General features: G+C 67.3%; 18 protein-coding genes and 1 pseudogene. 11 read left to right on the forward strand and 8 right to left on the reverse strand.

The annotated features are described in order from the left end of the window. The first annotated feature begins 29 nt into the window (after positions 1–29). Positions 30–893 carry a hypothetical protein gene (locus ACTOQ1_RS30395; protein WP_440071384.1) on the forward strand — a complete coding sequence of 288 codons (864 nt, stop codon included), beginning with the start codon at positions 30–32 and terminating at the stop codon, positions 891–893. A gap of 89 nt (positions 894–982) precedes the next feature. Here the strand turns inward: ACTOQ1_RS30395 and ACTOQ1_RS30400 are convergent, their stop codons facing one another. From ACTOQ1_RS30400 to ACTOQ1_RS30410, 3 genes are all read right to left on the reverse strand, one after another. Then, positions 983–3,202: a transglycosylase domain-containing protein gene (locus ACTOQ1_RS30400; protein WP_440071385.1), complete on the reverse strand. Its 2,220-nt coding sequence runs from the start codon at positions 3,200–3,202 to the stop codon at positions 983–985. A gap of 140 nt (positions 3,203–3,342) precedes the next feature. After that, entirely contained in the window at positions 3,343–4,110 is a 768-nt protein-coding gene (locus ACTOQ1_RS30405) for a MerR family transcriptional regulator (RefSeq protein WP_440071386.1), read from the reverse strand. Positions 4,111–4,277: 167 nt separating this feature from the next. Further along, on the reverse strand, positions 4,278–5,117 hold the full coding sequence (locus ACTOQ1_RS30410) for an oxidoreductase (protein ID WP_440071387.1): 840 nt from the start codon (positions 5,115–5,117) through the stop codon (positions 4,278–4,280). Positions 5,118–5,240: 123 nt separating this feature from the next. Between ACTOQ1_RS30410 and ACTOQ1_RS30415 the strand changes: the two genes are divergently transcribed. Next, the gene (locus ACTOQ1_RS30415; protein ID WP_440071388.1) at positions 5,241–5,786 is read left to right on the forward strand and encodes a TetR/AcrR family transcriptional regulator; all 546 of its coding nucleotides are present in this window, start codon (positions 5,241–5,243) and stop codon (positions 5,784–5,786) included. Between the two features lie 182 nt (positions 5,787–5,968). Here ACTOQ1_RS30415 and ACTOQ1_RS30420 read toward each other — a convergent pair whose 3' ends face one another. Continuing rightward, positions 5,969–6,412 carry an ester cyclase gene (locus ACTOQ1_RS30420; RefSeq protein WP_440071389.1) on the reverse strand — a complete coding sequence of 148 codons (444 nt, stop codon included), beginning with the start codon at positions 6,410–6,412 and terminating at the stop codon, positions 5,969–5,971. Between the two features lie 438 nt (positions 6,413–6,850). Here ACTOQ1_RS30420 and ACTOQ1_RS30425 point away from each other — a divergent pair, with 438 nt between their 5' ends. The 3 genes from ACTOQ1_RS30425 to ACTOQ1_RS30435 are packed head-to-tail and all read left to right on the forward strand — an operon-like array spanning position 6,851 to position 8,866. Continuing rightward, positions 6,851–7,336, forward strand: a complete 486-nt coding sequence (locus ACTOQ1_RS30425; RefSeq protein ID WP_440071390.1) for an STAS domain-containing protein — start codon at positions 6,851–6,853, stop codon at positions 7,334–7,336. Continuing rightward, positions 7,336–8,055: a GAF and ANTAR domain-containing protein gene (locus ACTOQ1_RS30430; RefSeq protein ID WP_440071391.1), complete on the forward strand. Its 720-nt coding sequence runs from the start codon at positions 7,336–7,338 to the stop codon at positions 8,053–8,055. Before ACTOQ1_RS30425 ends, ACTOQ1_RS30430 begins: the two co-directional genes overlap by 1 nt. 55 nt (positions 8,056–8,110) lie before the next feature. After that, positions 8,111–8,866: a GAF and ANTAR domain-containing protein gene (locus ACTOQ1_RS30435; protein WP_440071392.1), complete on the forward strand. Its 756-nt coding sequence runs from the start codon at positions 8,111–8,113 to the stop codon at positions 8,864–8,866. 128 nt (positions 8,867–8,994) lie between these two features. Here the strand turns inward: ACTOQ1_RS30435 and ACTOQ1_RS30440 are convergent, their stop codons facing one another. The 3 genes from ACTOQ1_RS30440 to ACTOQ1_RS30450 form a co-directional block, all read right to left on the reverse strand. Further along, positions 8,995–9,363, reverse strand: a complete 369-nt coding sequence (locus tag ACTOQ1_RS30440) for an STAS domain-containing protein (protein WP_440071393.1) — start codon at positions 9,361–9,363, stop codon at positions 8,995–8,997. Positions 9,364–9,787: 424 nt separating this feature from the next. Further along, the gene (locus ACTOQ1_RS30445; protein ID WP_440071394.1) at positions 9,788–10,309 is read right to left on the reverse strand and encodes an ATP-binding protein; all 522 of its coding nucleotides are present in this window, start codon (positions 10,307–10,309) and stop codon (positions 9,788–9,790) included. A gap of 537 nt (positions 10,310–10,846) precedes the next feature. Continuing rightward, positions 10,847–12,061, reverse strand: coding sequence for an XRE family transcriptional regulator (locus ACTOQ1_RS30450; RefSeq protein WP_440071395.1), 1,215 nt, complete (start codon positions 12,059–12,061; stop codon positions 10,847–10,849). A 246-nt stretch (positions 12,062–12,307) separates the two neighbouring features. On the opposite strand from ACTOQ1_RS30450, the gene ACTOQ1_RS30455 reads away from it, so the two are divergent. The 5 genes and pseudogenes from ACTOQ1_RS30455 to ACTOQ1_RS30475 all read left to right on the forward strand — a co-directional run bounded on the left by ACTOQ1_RS30455 (position 12,308) and on the right by ACTOQ1_RS30475 (position 16,511). Next, positions 12,308–12,685, forward strand: coding sequence for a hypothetical protein (locus ACTOQ1_RS30455; RefSeq protein WP_440071396.1), 378 nt, complete (start codon positions 12,308–12,310; stop codon positions 12,683–12,685). A 2-nt stretch (positions 12,686–12,687) separates the two neighbouring features. After that, positions 12,688–12,942, forward strand: a complete 255-nt coding sequence (locus tag ACTOQ1_RS30460; protein WP_440071397.1) for a hypothetical protein — start codon at positions 12,688–12,690, stop codon at positions 12,940–12,942. Positions 12,943–13,518: 576 nt separating this feature from the next. Beyond that, positions 13,519–15,270 (forward strand): annotated as a pseudogene (locus ACTOQ1_RS30465) (IS481 family transposase); the annotation flags it as partial. Between the two features lie 153 nt (positions 15,271–15,423). Then, positions 15,424–15,969 (forward strand): hypothetical protein, encoded by a 546-nt coding sequence (locus ACTOQ1_RS30470; RefSeq protein ID WP_440071398.1) that lies wholly within the window; start codon positions 15,424–15,426, stop codon positions 15,967–15,969. Between the two features lie 167 nt (positions 15,970–16,136). Continuing rightward, positions 16,137–16,511, forward strand: a complete 375-nt coding sequence (locus tag ACTOQ1_RS30475) for a hypothetical protein (protein ID WP_440071399.1) — start codon at positions 16,137–16,139, stop codon at positions 16,509–16,511. A gap of 33 nt (positions 16,512–16,544) precedes the next feature. Here ACTOQ1_RS30475 and ACTOQ1_RS30480 read toward each other — a convergent pair whose 3' ends face one another. After that, complete coding sequence (locus ACTOQ1_RS30480; protein ID WP_440071400.1) at positions 16,545–17,417, reverse strand: GntR family transcriptional regulator; 873 nt, start codon at positions 17,415–17,417, stop codon at positions 16,545–16,547. A 112-nt stretch (positions 17,418–17,529) separates the two neighbouring features. On the opposite strand from ACTOQ1_RS30480, the gene ACTOQ1_RS30485 reads away from it, so the two are divergent. Next, the coding region (locus ACTOQ1_RS30485; RefSeq protein WP_440071401.1) for a replication initiator at positions 17,530–19,004 on the forward strand (1,475 nt) is incomplete at its 3' end.

The raw sequence follows: 19,004 nt of genomic DNA on the forward strand, positions 1-19,004 counted from the left end.
GGGGTTTTAAAGAGCTGGAGGAACCTCACATGGCGCGTATCCCCGAGGGGGTTGATCTTAATGAACTCACCGTCGTGGCCCGTCGGGTCCTCCTGGACGCCTTACAGGCACTCCACGAACACTCCAATGCCATCGTCCTGGTCGGCGCCCAGGCAGTGCATCTGCGAACAACCGGCGTCGTGCTGGCCAGTTCCCCCTATACCAGCGACGCTGATCTGAGCCTCAATCCCAAGCTCGTCCTGGACGAGCCTCTGCTCAACGAGGCCATGCGCGGTGCGGGATTCGAACTGCCCGCCTCCGGTAACCCAGGACAATGGTTCCGCGCGGAAATGATCAGCGGCCAGAGCCACCTCATTGAGGTGGACCTCCTCGTGCCGGAGGCATTTGCCCCTGGCAACAAGAAGCGCCGCAGGGTGTCCCTGCCCCCACACGACGAGAAAGCCACCCGGCGTATCCTCGGGCTTGAGGCCACGCTGTTTGATCACTCCCCGTTGCAGGTGCCAAGCCTCGAACCGGGGAGGGACCCACGAGAACTCGCGATCGAGGTAGCCGGTCCGGCCTCGCTGCTCATCGCCAAAGCCTTCAAGCTTCGCGACAGGCTCAACGACCGCACTGCACTACCTCACCGCCTGGCCGACAAGGACGCCGGTGACGTCATGCGACTGATGATGGCCACTGGCGACAACCTGCGCCCGACGTTCAAACGACTGTCCCAGGAGGAGCAGATCTGCGACGTCGTAGCCGAAGGCTGCGAACTCCTGTGGGACCAGTTCGGCTCTTCACGTGCCGCCGGCGTGCAGATGGCCGTGCGCGCGCTGGCCGGCGACCTGGAGGAAGGACGCATCCGACTGCTGGCTCCCGCATTCGTCGAAGCCAATGTGCCAGAGCTGTAGCGAAGGACCCCTGCCTGCTGACGTCGCCCCTGACTCCAATCAGCCGCCGCCCCGCCTTCCAGTCAGCCGTCGCCCTCGCCAAAGGGGCTCTACCGGCCGCCGCGACCGTTGCCGCGACCGCCGGGACCGTCGTTCCGGCCGGGCCTGTCGAAACCACCGGGGTCGTCGGGGCCGTTGAGCTCGATGGAGTCCCCGTCGTCGTCCGACGGGGGCGGCGCGGGCTGGCAGCTCTGGCCGCAACCGCCGAACCGCTCCGTGTTGATGGGCGTGAACGACGTCGGCTCGACGTTCTTCAGCGCCGCCAGCATCGTGTCCTTCCAGATCGGACCCGGGATGCTGGCGCCGAAGACCGAGCCGTAGTAGCGGCCGCCGATCGTGACGCCGTTCAGCTTGTAGTCCTGCGAGCCGCGCGGGTCGCCGATGCTGACCGCGCCGGCCAGGTCCGGGGTGAACCCGGCGAACCACGCGGTGGCGGAGCTGTCGGTGGTGCCGGTCTTGCCCGCCGCGTCGCGGCCGATGCCGCCGACGGCCCGCATCGTGCCCTTGGTGAACACACCGGACAGCACGTCGGCCGCCGCGTCGGCGACCTCGGGGTCGAGCGCCTGGCGGCACTTGGGCTTGTAGTCGGTGACCTTGCCGTTCCTGTCGGTGATCCGGGTGATCGCCATCGGCGCGCAGTACTTGCCGCGCGCGCCGATCGCGGCGTACGCGTTGGCCACGGTCACCGGGTCCATCTCGTTGGTGCCGAGCGTGAATGTCGAGAACTCCAGGAGCTTGAGCCCGTCGGAGCGGTGGATGCCCAGTGACCTGGCGGTCTTGATGGTCTCGCAGAGCCCGACGCGCTTCTCCAGCGCCATGAAGAACGTGTTCACCGAGCCCCAGGTGCCGGTCTGCAGGGTCTTCCAGCCGGGGTTGCCCTCGTCGTTGGTGACGGTGTGGCTCAGGTCACCGATGTTCTCGCCCTTGCAGTTCTTGAAATCCGAGAGGCTCGAAGCGCGGAAGCCAGCCCCGGCCGACAACCCGTCATTCACCTTCATGCCCTGCTTCAGCGCGGTGAGCAGCGTGAACGTCTTGAAGGTCGAGCCGGCCTGAAGGCCGACGCCGCCGCCGTGCGCGGCGTCCGCGACGAGGTTGTAGGAGATCTCGTTCCTGGCCTTGCTCCGGCCGTACGGGCGGCTGGCCGCCATGGCCTTGATCGCTCCGGTACCCGGCTGGACCAGGGCCTCGGCCGCCACCGGCTTGTCGGAGGGGTGGACCCACTTCCTGATCGCCCTGTCCGCCGCCGCCTGCATGGTCGGGTTGATCGTGGTCCTGATCGTCAGGCCGCCTCGGTTGAGGAAGTCCTCGCGGGCCTTGGCCGTCTTGCCGAAGTCGGGGTTGCGCAGGATCTCGTTGCGGACGTAGATGCAGAAGTACGGGTAGTCGCTGGACTCGCAGCCGCCGGGAAACTTCGTCCCCTTGTAGCCGAGCTTGGTGGCCTTCGCCTCGGCCGCCTCAGCGGGGGTGATCTTGCCGAGTTCGGCCATCCGGTCCAGCACGACGTTGCGCCGGTGCAGCAACCGCTCGCGCTGCTTCCTGCCCAGGTTGGGGTCGGTGGCGTTGGGGTCCTGCACGGCGCCCGCCAGCGTCGCCGCCTGCGGCAGGGTGAGCTCGTCCGCCCCGACACCGAAGAACCGCTTGGCCGCCGCCTCCACCCCGTAGGCGCTCGCGCCGAAGTAGGCGATGTTCAGGTACTTGCCCAGGATCTCGTCCTTGGTGTACTTCTCCTCCACCGCCATCGCGTGACGCAGCTCGTTGAGCTTGCGCGCGTAGCTGGCCTCCAGCGCCTTGCTCTTCTCCTCGTCGGTGTCGGCGGAGTTGAGCAGGACCTGCTTGACGTACTGCTGGGTGATGCTCGATCCGCCCTGGCTCACCCCGCCCGCGTGCAGGTTCTTGGCGAACGCGCGGATCGTGCCCTCAAGGTCGATCGCGCCGTGCTGGTAGAACCGGTAGTCCTCGATCGAGATGATCGCCGTCTTCATGACCTCGGCGATCTGGTCGAGGTTGACGACCTCGCGGTACTCCTCGTAGAACCGCGCGATCTCCTTGCCCCCGGCGTCCTGCACGATCGAGACCTCCGCGGGCGGAGGTTCGACGAGGTCCTCGGGTTTGAGATTCAGCTCGTTGGTCGCCGACACGAAGCCGAGACCCGCGCCTCCCACGGCCGGCAACGCGATTCCCGCGACCAGCAGGCCCGCGGCCGCTCCGATGGCGGCGAGCCGCCCGATCTTGGACGCGACCCCCGACTGTCCTTCACCCCGTTCAGCCATAAGCCATAGATTATGGGGTTTTCAAGGTGCTCCTCGCACGCGATGCGCGATGCGTGGTCATCTTCCGGGGCGGCGCGGCGGCCCGGCGGCTCCGGCGATGGCCGAGGGATCTGCAGCTCCCTCGACTCATCCGGCGAGGATCAGCTCAGCCGGGCGTGCGCGTACGCGGCCATGGCGTCGCTCATGTATCCGGCCAGGCCCTCGGCGATCCGTTCGTAGTTCGCCCTGAACTGCTCGTCGTCGACCTGCATCCGGCCCAGGTGCGCGTACTCCGCCGCGGTCGGCGTCCAGAACCGGGTCATGTGCCGGTAGTGGACGTCGAGCTCGGCGAGAACCGCGGGGTCGTCGGCGGGCGTGCCGGCGGCCATGAGCTCGGCCATCCGGATCATTCCCGCCGTGGCCTCCCGCCCCATGCGGTCGATCTCCTGCGGAGTCACGGCGTCCAGGAGTTCCTGCTGCCCGGACCGCTCCCAGTGCTCCGGCCACCGCTCGCGGGCCTGCGCGCCGTACCGCGCCCCGTCGAACCCCTCGAACAGATTCTCCGGCCTACTGATTTTGGACATCTCACCCTTCCCTTCGCTCTCCTGAAGTTCGGTGATGGTGCGAGCCACTACGCGGGCCACCGCGTCCAGCCGGTCACGCTCCCCCAGCAGCCGCCGATGGTGCTCGCGCAGTGCCGCCACCGGGTCGGTGTGCCGGTCGACGATCTCCTTGATCTCGGCGAGACCGAGGCCGAGCTCCCGCAGTACCAGGATCTGCTGCAGTCGCAGCAGCTGATCCTCCTCGTAGTGGCGGTAGCCGTTCGCGCCGACCCAGGCGGGTGCCAGCAGCCCGATCTCGTCGTAGTGGCGCAAAGTCCTTGACGTCACTCCCGACATTCGCGCCACCTGTGCGATCGACCACGCCATGGCCTGCCACCCGTTCCCACCGTCACCGAGCCGGATCTTCCGGCTCGTCCATGACGGTAGATGTTGACGCGACGGCAAAGTCAAGCCGTGAGCGGCAGGTCAGGGAACGTGCGAACGTCATACCCGGGCCGGTGGGCTCGTGCCCTGGCCGGGTTGGCGGGGAGGGCTCACTCGCCGGGCGGGAAGTCCGCGGAGCGGCTCACCTCCGCCCACCGCGCGGCCTCGGCGGCGCGGGCACGGGACGACTTCTCGGCCAGGTCCACCGCGTCCGATCCGAGCAGCAGGCGCAGTGGCGGCTCGTCGAGGTCCACGGTGTCGAGAATGACACGCGCCGCTCGCACCGGGTCGCCCGGTGCCATCCGGTCGAAGCCCGCGCGCCGCCGGTTCATCGCGCCGACGGTCTCCTCGTAGTCCGGTCCCACGGCCGGGATGCGCATGGACGATCCCGCCCAGTCGGTGCGGAACCCCCCGGGTTCGATGATGGTGACCTTGACGCCCAGCGGCTTCACCTCGTTGTTGAGCACCTCCGAGAAGCCCTCGACCGCGAACTTCGCGGACTGGTAGGCGGCCAGGCCGGGGGAACCGCCCACGCGCCCGCCGATGGAGGAGAACTGCAGGATGTGCCCGGAGCGCTGGGCGCGCAGCACCGGCAGGGCGGCCTTCGTGACATTGACGACGCCGAAGAAGTTGGCCTCGACCTGCGCGCGGAAGTCCTCGTCCGGGGTCTCCTCGATCGGAGAGGAGTTGGCGTAGCCGGCGTTGTTCACCACCACGTCGAGCCCGCCGAACTCGTCGACGGCCAGCCGTACGGCGGCGCGTGCGGCCCCGGCGTCGGTGACGTCGAGGGCGAACGTACGCACGTGGTCGCCGTACTTCCGTACGAGGTCGTCTAGCTGTTCCGGCCGGCGGGCGGTGGCGACCACCCGGTTTCCGCGCTCGAGTGCGGCCACCGCGAGCTCGCGTCCGAAGCCGCGTGAACTTCCGGTGATGAGCCAGGTCCTGATCACTGTGCCTCCTTCAGGCAGTGTGTCGACTATCTGCCACACAAGTGTGACACTAAAATGAGTTTGTGCCTCACACATGTGTATGTCAAGTAGACAGATGTCACACCTCAGTACACTGGCGGGATCATGAGAGCTGATGCCGCCCGCAACCTCGCCGCGGTCCTGCGTACGGGTGCCCGCCTGCTGGCCGAGGACCCGTCGACCAGCATCGGCACGATCGCCGCCGAGGCCGGAGTCGACCGGCGGACCGTCTACCGGCGCTTTCCCACCAAGGAGGCCCTGCTCGCGGCCATCTTCCAGGCGAAACTCGACTCCTCCGAGCGGGTGCTGGACCAGGCCCGGCTCGTCGAGGCCCAGGTGGCGGTGGCGCTGCACCGGTACGTGGAGGGCATAGTCCCGGTCAGCCGGGAGTGGCCGGTGGACGTGCGCCGGATGATGCGCGCGAATCCGGACGCGAGCGCCCGCAGGGAGGAACAGAGCGCGCGGCTCGACAGGTTCGTCCAGCGGGCGGCCGGCGAGGGCCTGCTACGCACCGACGTGCCCGCCGACTGGGCCCGCGCCATGCTGGATCACCTCGTCGACACCGCCGCTCACCGGTTCCCCCTGCTCGAACCCCCTCAGGCCGCCGATCTCGTCGTCGACACGCTGCTCAACGGCGTCGGACGGCGATAGCCGCGGATCTTTCAGGTTCCGGCGGAACAGGGAGGAACAGCCCGGTGCCCGCACTGCACGGACACTCCGCCGCGGACTCCGGTCGAACCGTGAACCACGGTGACAACCTGGACCGGACCCCCTGCCCCGGCCTCGCACGGATGGGGTTCGACACCTCCCCCGGCCCGATGATGATGTCCGGCCTACGCGGAGACGGATGTGAGCTCCGTCAAGCCGTAGCCGAGCTGGCTGTACAGCTCCAACTGGTCGTAGTATTCCCGGTGCGTTTTTATCTTGTCGTTCTCGACGAAAGTCGAGCATGTGGAGCGGACAGTGATGCGACGACCGGTTCCTTCTATTTCGCGCCCATCCGGCAGGAGATAAGGTCCAGAATGCGTCCCGGTAACCGTCCATTCCGTGACAGCCGGGTTGTCGTGTTCATCGATCTCGAACCACGCTGTCAGGTGCAGGTCCGGGAAGCCGACGAACAACTGCTCGTAGAGCCAGGCGATCTGTTCATGGCCTTCCATCACGCCCGGCGGTGCGACATAGACGGCGTCCGGAGCGTAGCAGTCGAGCACTCCCTGTAGGTCGTGGGCGTTGATCGCCTCGCACAGTCGGTGCTTGAGGTCCCAGAAAACAGACATGGGCCGCGCCTCACTGGCGTTGGGGCCGCCCAACGCCCCTGGATGGATCGAGATGAAGACGCCTCAGCGCCTATTTGGCGAACTGAGCCTCATCGAACTCAACCGTCGACTTTTTACGCTATCCACCGAGGCGTCAGCCGCCGATCAAACCGTCGTCATACGTATGCCAAGGAACACGCCCCGGCCCAGGCCGACGGCAACAAGAGCGCAGGTGCTTGCCCCGGGGTGGACGGCGCCCATCAGCGCCATCGGCAAGCAGCCGCTTCCCGGTCAGGGGTTCTGGTGCGGCAATGGTCAGGCACCGCGCCGAAGAGTAGCCTGAGGACACGATGTCCTTCGCCGGTGGGCCACCTGGGCCTGTGGCGTCCTGCTTGCGCTGATGTTGTGCCGTCTTGACCTCGCGGCTTGTCTTTTTGGTGAGCCTTTGGAGGATGCGGCATGGACGGTATTGACGGCATCTCCTACGCACCGGTCCACAACAGTAGGACATACGGGATATTACGCATCACATCGACGATTCATCCGCTGGGAATACGGCTGGACGGAGAGCTGGACCGTAACGGCGTGCCCGCCGTGACGGCGGCGCTGGCTTCGACGGCGCATCGGGCGGCCCGCGGCGATGGCTCCTTTCACGTCGATCTGAGCGGGCTGGGTTTCATCGATGTGAGCGGCCTGCGCGTGCTGGTCAGCGCCGGTCTTGTCGCGGGTGGCGGCAGCACGGGTGTGATCCGGGTGGTGGCGGTCTCGGCGGCGGTACGCCGCATATTGGCGCTCACCGGCTGGGACGCGGTGCCCGGATGGGGCCAAGCGCCAGGAGGGGATCAGACACCCCCCGCGAGCCTGAACGAGGTGCGGCTCGATATCGGCGAAGGCAGCCCGCTCCGGGTCGCCAGGAACACCGGCGCCGTAGACGGCGGAGGTTGATGGACAGGCAACGCTCGGCGGCGGTGTGGGCGGCGATCAACGACCACGCTCGCGCTGAGGGCGGACAGGTCTCCATCGATGCTGTGTGCCTGATCGGTGCGCGGACGCTGCGCGCCCAAGGGGTGGGCGTGGCCCTCAGAGGCCGGCTCATGGGCTACGAACCGGTGTGCGCGAGCGGCCCGAACGCCTACCGGCTGATGGATCTGCACGTCACGCTGGGCGAGGGCCCGGGACGTGACGCGCTCGGCCAGGACCGGCCCGTGTTGGTCGGCGACCTGTCCGAGGACGATACGCGGCGGCGCTGGCCGATGTTCGCCCCGGCCGCCGTGCGAGCAGGTGCTCGGGCGATCTTCGCGTTCCCGCTGCTGCTGGGGGCGATCTCGGTCGGCGTGCTGGAGATCAGCCGTGCCGAGGAGGGGTGGCTGACTCCGCACCAGGCGGCCGATGCACTGGTGTTCGCCGATGCGGCGCTGCTGGTGCAGGTGCAGCAGCTGGCATCCCCTGACGGGGCCGTCGGAGAGGTGAAGGAACTGCGGTGGGGGAGCGCCGAGCGCTGGGCGCAGGTGCACCAGGCCACCGGCATGGTCGCGGTCCAGTCCGGTACCGACCTGAGTGCCGCATTCGTCCGGTTGCGCGCCCGCGCCTTCGCCGATGAGCGCAGCCTGCTGGAGGTGGCCCGCGACGTGGTGGCGCGGCGGCTGCGATTCGAACCGGACTGATGCGAACGACACTCGGCGTGAGGCGACCACAGATGATGAACCGCCGGATACGATCATGAATCACAGGACGAAGGTGAAGACAGTGCTCGACCGACGGACAGCTCAGACATTCGTGGAACTGGCCGACACACTGGTGGTCGGCTTCGATGTCATCGATTTCCTGCAGACGCTGGCCGAGCGCTGCGTGGACCTCCTCGACGTCGACGCCGCCGGCATCCTGCTGGCCGACCCGCGCGGATCCTTGACCCTGGTGGCGGCCTCCACCGAACAGGCCCGACTGCTGGAGCTGTTCCAGCTGCAGGACGAGGAGGGCCCCTGCCTGGACTGCTACCACAGCGGGCAGAGGATTACCTGCTCGGACCTGGCCGCCCACCCACAGCAGTGGCCGCGTTTCGCGACAGCGGCCCACCAGATGGGCTTCGCCGCGGTCCAGGCCTTCCCGCTGCGGCTGCGCGACCAGGTGCTGGGAGCGATGAACCTGTTCAGCGCCACCACCGGCCTTCCCTCCCCCCAGGCCACCTCGGTGGCTCAGGCGCTGGCGGACGTGGCCACCATCGGCATCACCCATGAGCGGACCCTGCGCCAGCATCAACTCGTCACCGAGCAACTGCAACACGCCCTCAACAGCCGCATCGTCATCGAACAGGCCAAAGGCATGCTCGCCGAGCGCGGCCAGATTCCCATCGTCGAGGCGTTCGCCCTGATGCGTGCCTACGCCCGCAACCACAACCGGCAACTGTCGGCCGTGGCCCGCCAGGTGATCGACCAGGACGCGGTCGTGGCCGAGCTGCTCGACTCCGCCCCGTCGTAGTCGGCGACGTTCATGTGGCAGGTTGTTCCTCGTCAGCGGCCTGTCCTGCCGGGCGTTCGCGGGTTTGGCCGGCCCGGCAAGTGCGGTCTCGCTTCCCGGGCCGGTCGCTCATGCGATGGGGTGGTCGCTCATGCGATGGGGGTGTAGGAGGTGGTCGGCTGGTGATCCGGGCCGGTCACGATGGTGAAGGAGGCCTCCAGGCGGGTCAGGCGCAGAAGCCGCTGGACGAGAGGCGGAAGCGCGGCGAGCCGGAGGGGGACCATGGCGGTGTTCGCGTGGGCTCTGATCGCGATGAGAGCGGTCAGACCGCGGGCGTCCATGAAGGTGACGGCGCCGAGGTCGAGGACGAGTGGGCCCGTGGCGCCGTTGATGAGCGGGGCGAGGTAGGCGTGCAGGCGGGGCGCGGTGGCCAGGTCCACCTCCCCGCCGACTTCGACCACGGTGTGGTCGTCGGGGTAGTCGTGCACGGGGCGAACGGCCAGATGAAACGGACCCATGGTGTCTCCCTGATGCATCACCTTAAGGACGCGAGGTCAAGACGGCCCAGGGAGATGGCGATGTACGAAACATGCCAAATACGATAAAAGCGACTCTGTGTAGATTTTCAAATACACTCCGTAGTGTACGACGTGGCGCCCTGCGAAACCAGCCCTCCCCGCGGCCGTTACGCCATCGCCGTCCGGTCTTGTCATTGATACCGATGATCCGGCATGCCTCTTCGTTGCTCAGGCCCTGCTACATGGGCTGGGAGTATGCCTCCCGCTCACGCGGCATCAAGTACGCCTTGAGGATGGCCGGCAGCACTTCACCCACCTTCAGACCTCAATGTGATCATGAGAGCTGTTAGCGAGGGTGTTGGCAAAAGGCCCCTACCGGAACCCGGACACTGTTGGGTGCACAGTTTTCGCGTGGGGGCGAACCTCAACTTTTGACGGCCTCTGCGATCTGCAGAGCGGCCTGGGCGGGCGTGAGGTGCGCGGTGTCGACAACCTCGGCCTCACCGTGTAGCCAAGTGCGGGCCGCCTCGGCGTAAGGCTCAAGGTATTTGAGACGGAAGGGGGACGGACCGAGAAGAGTGTCCCCCTCGATGCGCCTGCGGAGGGTGTCTTGGTCAGCGTGGAGGACGAAGTGCCGTACCGGAATGGCATGGTGGGCGAGGCCTGTGCTGATCTCGCGCCAGTACTGCTCGACCAGGACAGTCATGGGCATCACCAGAGTGCCACCGGTGTAGTCGAGTACGCGGCGGGCGGTCTCGACGACGAGTGGCCGCCAAGGCGGCCAGTGCTGGAAGTTGTCCGTCGCGGGCAGCCCTGGCGTGATGTCCATGAGTGTCTCGCCGACCTTCTCTGCGTCGAACACCCGTGAATCCGGGATCAGTCGCTGCACGAGTGCACTGGTCGTCGTCTTGCCTGCGCCGTGGGTGCCGTTGAGCCATACGATCACGGAACCCGATGCTAGTGCTGTGCGAGCCGTGGGAACGGACGCCGAGAAACAGGTCCTGGTGCCATGGCGGATGGCATGGGCCACCTCCGGTGAACGTTCCCGGTCACAGCCAGATCGCTACGCCGGAGCAAGGGAGCCCTTGCCCGTGATCACCGAGGCCTGTACGAGGCCCTACCTGTCGCGAACAGTTGGCACAGCTCCGTGCAGTCCAGAACGAGCACGGCTTGATCGGCGAGACTCCTGACAAGAACATGACCAGATCGGTCCCAGAACAGCTGACTCCGTTGCTGTGTCTCACTGCTGTACGGACACGAAAAAGGCCCTCCGGAATGATCCCGGAGGGCCTCTGACCTGGAGCCGCCTTGGGGAATCGAACCCCAGACCCCTTCATTACGAGGGAAACCAGGAGGGGGCGGGACCTTGGCTTACACCCGCCCCCACCTGCGCATACGGTCCACGGCGATCCACCGTCGTCCGTGGTTGTCCGGGGTCGTTGTCACGCAGTTGGTCACGCAGAGATTCACCTGTCCGAGCCGGTCAGAGCGCGCTTCCATCCGTACGACCAGCGGCTGTGAGCGCTTCCTTCAACGTGACGGCCTGTGGTGACTTGCGTCCGGCAAGCAAAACCGCGACGCCGACCAGTTCCTTGCTCGCATGGCGGTTCAACGTGACGGCGTCGACCACGACGGGAAGACTCACCTGTAGGGCCGCCGCCGCGTCTCCTGCCTCGGCGTGTGCCTTAGCCAAGCACGAGCCATACCAGGCGCGATCGCGCTTGTAGCTCTCCGGCAGACCGGACAGCCCTTCCGTCAGCAGGTCGATCGCCTTCGGCCAGTTGGCAAGGTGCAACTCGGTCATGCCGCGCTGAAGACGGAACCATGTCTCGTCGTAGAAGTACATCCACACCGGCTCGTCGTCGGCATGCTCGGCGGCTCGTCGGATCAGCGCCTCGGCCTCGTCCAGCAGCGTGCGAGCGGGCCTGGCGTCACCGGCGAGCGCGTGACCTCGGGCCGCCATTTGCGCGGCCATCCCCCGCACACCTGGCGTCACCTGGCCATCGTGCCAGCGGGCCGCGTCGGCGAGTCGAACACACCTGCGGGCATTGCCCGCGCTCCATGCTTGGTGGGCCTTCATGCTGAGCGTGGTAGTGGCCATGTTGACGTCACCGATCTCCAACGCCCAGTCGTGCGCGCGGTCGTACCAGGCCAGCGCGGCGGCCTGGTCGTCGACGTCCAGGGACATCCACGCGACAAACTGGGCGTACTGCGCGGCCAGGTCAACCACCGTGTCGGCGAGCGAACCGCGGGCGCCCTGGGCCAGCTCGACCACCACACCAAGCTGTTGCCGCACAATCCCGAGTAGGGGGCGGGAGCCGATAGTGTCCTCGACCTTGCGGTGTTCTGCCAAACAGGTCTCCAACCACTCCACAGTGCGCTGATCCACCCGGCTCGGCTGCTGAAGGGTGCGGGTGATCCGTTCGAACATGTCCGCGTCGGGAGCGATGGTCGGCAATGGCAACGCGGGGATCGGAACGCTCAGAACCTCGACGGACGTACGGTCCCGAACCGTTTGCCGATCGCCGAACAACTCGGTCTCGTCGATACCGAACGCACGGCAGTACAGGACGCGATAGGGGTCTTTGGGCTGGTGCCTGCCCGCCTCCCAGTCCTTGATCATGCGAACCAAGGACTCCCGTTCGGGGAAGCGCTCACGAGTGCGGGCGTCGGCGGCCTCAGTGAGTTGCTTGGCCATGTCTCGCTGTGTCCACAGCCGTTGCCGTCGTTCGGCGCGTAGCCGTACGGCCCAGCCCGGAAGATCGCGCATCGCGTACTCCTCAGGGGAGAGTCGGGGATCCGCTCGTCTCCCCCAGTCTCCCCTAGTCGCACTGTCAGCGGGCGTATCTGCGGCGATGTGATGGAGAGACCGCACAAATGGCGGGACCCGCAGGCGATCTCAGCGCCGTACGGGTCCCTTGATCGCACACTGGAGGTGCGACCCATGGACAACTGTAGAGCCGTCCCGCCCGTCGTTGATGAGGCGACGGTGGAGAGCCACGACAAGGCGCTGGCCGTCATTCAGCGGCTTCTCACTGAGCGGGGAATCCGCGCTCACCGCCACCACACGATCAGTCTCGGACTGTTCGCCAACAGTGCGGCTGCCTGGCCCGACCAGCCTCCGCTTCGGTCGTGGATGGAGCGACACCCGCCGGAACTGACCGTGAAGGGTCCGCAGGGCTGGCGCATGGCCACGGTGACCATGGGTCCGCGCTCGGGCAGCTACCTGGTCTCCCTGCGCGACGGCTCCGACCTCCAGGCGGTGCGAAGCGAGCATCCCGAACAGGTGGTTGCCCTGATTGTGGCTGCTCGGGGTGCGTGACCGTGTACGGCTGGGTCATCCTCGGCGATGCCGCCACGAAGCGCGTCAACGGCAAAGAGGTCGTCGTCACGGTCGGCAAGTCGGGCGACATCGGGTCGGCCATCAGGGCGTGGGAGGACGCTGAGCGCCACCGGATGCTGTACGAACTGGGCAACCTCGGTCGCCTGGTCGATGCCGCGATGGCCCGCCTCCAGGTCCACCACCGCACTTCGGACAGTCGCGGAAAACACACGCTGCAAACCGACGACATCAAATGATCACCGGTCGGGTGCGGCGGAAGACCTCCCGTGGTCGCGTTGCCGTACCCGGCTGGCAATGGCCGTGATCAGGTAGCCGTGTCATCCGGTGGCAACCTGACCCGGAGCGCAGTGCCGCCAGGCGCGAGCACCGGAAGCAGGGCGGCAGAGTCCTTGATCACCTCCATGGAGGCGTTCCCGATGATCACCGAGTGGAGACGGCCGGCGCAATGCCGAATGGCACCCCGTAGGGGCCGCGAAGCGGTTGGGCCGGCGGTCGGAGCGGCAGGCGGCAGCGCGTACCAGGGGCGGCGGGTGCGTTCGGTTCGGCGGATGCTCGGTGCGGCGGGCGGCGGGCTTACGCCGTGCCGTCCCGGCTGGCGCGGGCCGGGACCGGCCGCCAGGGCCGCACGCCCGGCCCGCTGGCCATGCCGGGGCGGCGGGGCGTGTCCCGCCGTGCGGCGGCGCGAAGCGCTGGCGCCTTGAACCAGTAAAGAAACTCTGAGCCACTAGTGATCAGTAGTGTGTCAGGTCTCATGATCTGCGTGACAGATCGTGCTCAGGACGTGTGTGACACTTCGCCGAGTGCTGGCGGAGTTGAGCGTGGTCGAGCAGCGGTACCAAGCCGTGCTGCAGGTGTCATCCGGGGCGAGCGTCACCGAGGTCGCCCGTAGGCTCGGAGTCTCCCGGCAGACGGTGCACCGGTGGCTGAGCCGCTATCGCACCCAGGGCCTGGACGGGTTGTCGGACCGCTCGTCACGCCCGCATACCTCCCCGGCTCGAACCCCGGCCGCGGTGGAGGCGTTGATCTGTGAGCTGCGCCGTAACCATCCCCGCTGGGGTGCTCGCCGCCTGGCGTGGGAGTTGACCCGTCGTCCCTGTCCCGGCCCGGTGCCGTCCCGGGCGACGGTGCATCGGGTGCTGGTGCGTCATGGCCTGGTGCAGCCCACTCCTCGGGGGCGGCGGCGCGAGGACTACACACGCTGGCAGCGATCTGAGCCGATGCAGCTGTGGCAGATGGACATCGTCGGCGGGATCATGCTGGCCGACGGCACCGAATGCAAGATCGTCACCGGCGTCGACGACCACTCCCGCTACTGCGTGGCCGCCACCGTGGTGGCCCGCCCCACCGGCCGGGCTGTGTGCCTGGCCCTGATCGACGCATTGGGTCGCCACGGCGTCCCCGATGAGGTGCTGACCGACAACGGCAAGCAGTTCACCGCCCGCTTCGGCCGCGGCGGAGAGGTGTTGTTCGACCGGATCTGCCGCGAGAACGGCATCACCCACCGGCTGACCCGCCCGCACTCGCCCACCACCACCGGCAAGGTCGAGCGCTTCCACCAGACCCTGCGCCGCGAACTACTCAACGACCACGAGCCGTTCGACAGCATCGAGCACGCCCAGCAGGTCCTGGATGCCTTCGTTGCCGACTACAACACCCACCGCCCCCACCAAGGGCTGGACATGGACCGCCCCGCCGACCGGTTTCGGCCCCGCAACGACGAGAAGCTGCCGCTGCGCCTGCCGGCGGACCTGCGCGCCGCAGGGGCACTCCTCGAACCTGAGACGGAACCGGAGACCGTCGCTGAACCGGCGGCGATGGCACCGGCACCGATCAAGACAGCGACGCCGGTGATGCCGGTGAACGGAAGCGATCTGCTGGATATGGCGGTTGAGTTCACGCGGGTCGTACCGGCCTCGGGCAACCTGACCGTCTGCGGGCAGCAGTTCTGGCTCGGCACCCACCGCGCCGGTCTGATGCTCACCCTGCGAGCCGACGCTGGCATCGTCGAACTGCTGGCCGCCGGGACCCGGATCAAGAAGGTGCCGTCCCGGCTCACCATGCAGCATCTGCGGCAGCTGATCGCCGAGGGCGGCACCCGCCTCCAAACGGCCGCCGCACCGGCCCGCCCCGGCGCCGTCGGGGCGGTCGAGGTGGAGCGGACCGTCAACGCCTCCGGCTCGGTCTCCCTCGGCGGCCGGCAATACCCAGTCGGCTCCCCATTCGCCGGACGCCGGCTGACCGTCCGCCTGGAGGGCACCGTGCTGCACCTGAGTGACGGGTCCACGCTGCTGCGCAGCCTGCCCAACCCGCTCACCGACGACCAGGCGGCCCGGCTGCGCGATGCACGCCCCGCCGGGCCCGCACCCCGACCGGCCGCCGAACCGGTGCGGGTGCAGCGGCGAGTCAGCAGCCGCGGCTGGATCGCCATCGCCGGACAACGCATCGGCGTCGGCATCGCTCATGCCGGAACGACCGTGACCGCCGAAGAAACCGACGCGACCTTCCGCATCACTCGCGCTGGCCAGGTCATCGCCGAGGTCGCCCGCACCACCACCAAACCGATCGCCCGCTTCAAAGTCCGCAGACCACAAAAGACCACGCGGGTCGGTGAATGCGACGATCCGACCCCGTTGCTCAAGACGGCCGAACCGCCTGCCCAGATGGGGTAGACAGGCCGGACGGCCGGGCCGTGATGCCGGCTTCAGTACCGTTGACGGATGCCTCCATCGCTTGATCACCACCGTTTCACGGTTCTTGCCGATCACGGCCAGTTCTATCTGCAGGATCTTGACGCGCATGGTGTGTGGATGAGATCGCATGCTGAGGATGACCTGGGCGCTCCCGCCGGGTGGACCGAGGAGGCCGTCTACGTCCATCGCATCGGCGTTCAGCCGCACTCGATCGCCATCGGAACCGCCCGAAGCGACATGGTGGAGACGACGCTGCTGTTTCACCCCACCGCCCCCATGGCAAGTCTTGAGGAAGCCGATCACGTCGTTGAGGCCGACATCGAGCTACCCACCGGTGACCTGGCGGTCTACGGTCCAGCCGACGATCTCGGCCAAGAACAGCACGTCAACGTCGTAGCTGGTCGCTACCGGGTGCGCGTGTCTTACACGCCTTCTGCTCCTCCGGTATCCGGACACGACGATGACGATTCCGAATTCGGCGACCACCTCCATTACCGCATCGACATCTGGCCGACCGACAGTCCTGCAGCCCTTGCCGTGCTGAAGCAAGGCCAACGCCTCTGGGCCGGCTGACTTCCTCAGGCCAGCCGCTCGCTGACCGCGCTCTGTCGCCGTTACGTCGGTCACGATATTGTCGTCAAGACATACCGAAGATCATCTAGCCGGAGTGTCACCCGCCTCCCGAGCCAGATCTGTCGCACGGGTCCTGAGCCCTGACAAGTGATCAGTAGTGTGGAGCCATGCCAGATGAGGAGACCCCGTTACCAAAGGTCAAGCCTGTATCTGAGTGGCGAGACGTGTACGGCCTCCTCGATGAGGTTCGACGTCGGCCAGGGCTGTGGATTCGCAACGGCTCCCTCCGAGATCTGGAAATGATGCTGGTCGGGTACAAGATCGCGCTGGAGGTTCACGGCGTCGATGAGCAGTTCGACTTGTGGCCCGATGGGCCTTTCTCCAAATGGCTGGCCCGCTATGGCCGGTCGAGCGCATTGGGCTGGGCGGCCGAGATCGAACGTCAGGTGGAACCGGGAGTCACACCACTGGAGTCGTTCTTCGCTTTCTTGGACGAGTACCGGGCTGAGCAGCGCACGGAGGACGGCTCCGAGGAGAGGTAGCGGGTTCGCCGAGGGATCTCCGTTGGTGTTGCGCTAGATCATGAGGGCGATGCCGTTGTCGGCGAGTTCTTCGGGGGTGAATACCGCGCTGGTGTCGTCGGCCAGCTCGGCGCTGTAGCCGATCTCGTAGCGGTTGGCGGGGGCTTTGACCTCGGTGACCTCGATGGGGTGGCCGTTGGCGTGAGCCATGGTGCGGCGAATGATGAGGATCGCTTCGGCGTAGTCCATGCCCAGGCGGGCGCGTTCGTCTTCGTAGGCGATGCGGGAGGTGGTCAGGGTCATCCAGCGGATGGGGCCGTGTTCGCGGATGAGGGACTGGTAGAAGAAGCCGGGTCGCTTGCGGTACTGGTCGAAGCGCTTGGGGGTGTCCCAGTCGGGGAGCATGTCAGCGTTGGTGTAGGAGTTGATCTCCAGGCGGGCTGAGGCGCCGTGGATGCGGGCGGTGTGGCCTCGGTGCCACATGCTGCGGCGGTGAATGACCGCATGTCCGGTGCGGACGCCGAGGATGATCGCGAGATCGCGGTTGGCGGTGATCTTCTCGCCGGTGAACAGCGGGGCCTCGGGGTCGACGTCGCGTAGGGCGAGGTCCCAGCCGAAGGCTTGGATGTCGGGGTGGTTGCCGGGGGCGGCCAGGTCGGGTCGGGTCTGGTGGCTGATGAGGATGACGTGGCGCTCGGGCATGGGGCGGACGAAAGAGCCGCGTCCGCGCATGACGTAGGCGAGTCCTTCGGAGACCAGGGTGTCGATGGCCTTGCGGACGGTGGGACGCGAGACCTCGTAGCGGCGGACCAGTTCCGGCTCGCTCGGCAGGGCTCCGCCGGGTGGGTAGCGGCCGTCCAGGATCGCGGTTCTCAGGTCGGCGGCGATGGTGCGCCAGCGGACGTCCTTGTCCTCGGTGGTCTCCATGGCTGCTCCTTCTCGGGAAGTTCCATAACTACTTGTACTACAGGTTGCATGAAACCCTCAACGCAAGGCAACATGTAGTACAGGCAGTGTTGCATGAGAGGGGGTGGTCACCATGAACCAACCAAACGAGCACGACCAACAAACACAACAGCACCCGGAGTGGATGACCGATCTGGTCCAGGTGCTCAACGCACCCGGCTACGACCGGTGGCGCTCCATGGTGGCCGCCACCGGCGGCTGCGCCAACCCGATCCACCTGGCCGGAGAATCAGCCATCGTCAACACCGACACCGGCGAGATCCTGCACACCTACCGCACCGCCGATGAGCCGTCCGGGCATCTGCTGGTGGCCTGCGGCAACCGCCGCGCCTCGGTGTGCGCATCCTGCTCGGAGGTCTACCAGGCCGACACCTTCCACCTCATCCGCGCGGGCCTGTCCGGCGGCAAGGGCGTCCCGGAAACGGTGAGCGCGCACCCTCGCGCGTTCGTCACCCTCACCGCTCCGTCCTTCGGCCCGGTGCACACCCGGCGGGAGAAGAACGGGACGGTGCGGGCCTGCCGTCCCCGCAACCGCGACAAGGTCTGTGAGCACGGACATCCGGTCGGCTGCCATGCTCGCCACGAGCCGAAGGACGGACGGCTCGGGCAACCCATCTGCGGTGACTGTTACGACTACGTCGGCGCGGTGCTGTGGCAGGCACACGCGGGCGCGCTGTGGCACCGCTTCACCTTGGAAGTACGGCGCACCCTCGCCAGCCAGGCAGGGCTGAGCCGCAAGGAGTTTGGCAAACAGGTCCGGGTGTCGTTCGCCAAGGTCGCGGAGTATCAGCGGCGCGGCCTGGTGCACTTCCACGCCATCATCCGCCTCGACGGCCCCGAAGGCGGGAGCGAACCCCCGCCGGACTGGGCTGATCACCACCTGCTCACCCGGTCGATCCCGCCAGCGGTGCGGCGGGTCACTGTGACCACGCCCGCGAGTGATCTCGGACGGCGGGATCTGGTCTGGGGTGATCAGCTGGACATCCGGCCCATCCTGCTCGACTCCCGCGCGGACGGGCTGAGTGAGCGGGCGGTGGCGGGTTACATCGCCAAGTACGCCACCAAGGGCGCCGAAGCCTCCGGCACCGTCGATCATCGGCTGTCGTGTCCGGCCTGTAGTGGTCGGGGGCGGCTGCGGCTGATGGCCTCCTGCGAGCGCTGCCACGGAACCGGCCTGAAACCGGGTCTGCACCTGGACGCGCTGCCGGTCACCGAGCACGCCCGGCGCATGATCCGCACCTGCTGGGAGCTGGGCACACGCCCGGAGTTGGCCACACTGCGGCTGCGGCCATGGGCGCACATGCTGGGGTTCCGGGGCCACTTCTCCACCAAGAGCCGCGCCTACTCCACCACCCTCGGCGACCTGCGGCAGGTGCGCTCCACCCACCGGGCCACCGAAGCACGCAAGCAGCGTGGTCTACCCGCCCTCGGTGACGAGACGACGCTCGTGCTCGGGCACTGGCGTTTCGCCGGGATGGGCTACACCCCCGGTGAGGCGATCATGGCCGAACACATCCGGCACCGCGTCTCCCAGGCCCGCGCCATCGC

The organism is Streptosporangium sp. OZ121 (assembly GCF_051918885.1).
Classification (GTDB): Bacteria; Actinomycetota; Actinomycetes; order Streptosporangiales; family Streptosporangiaceae; genus Streptosporangium.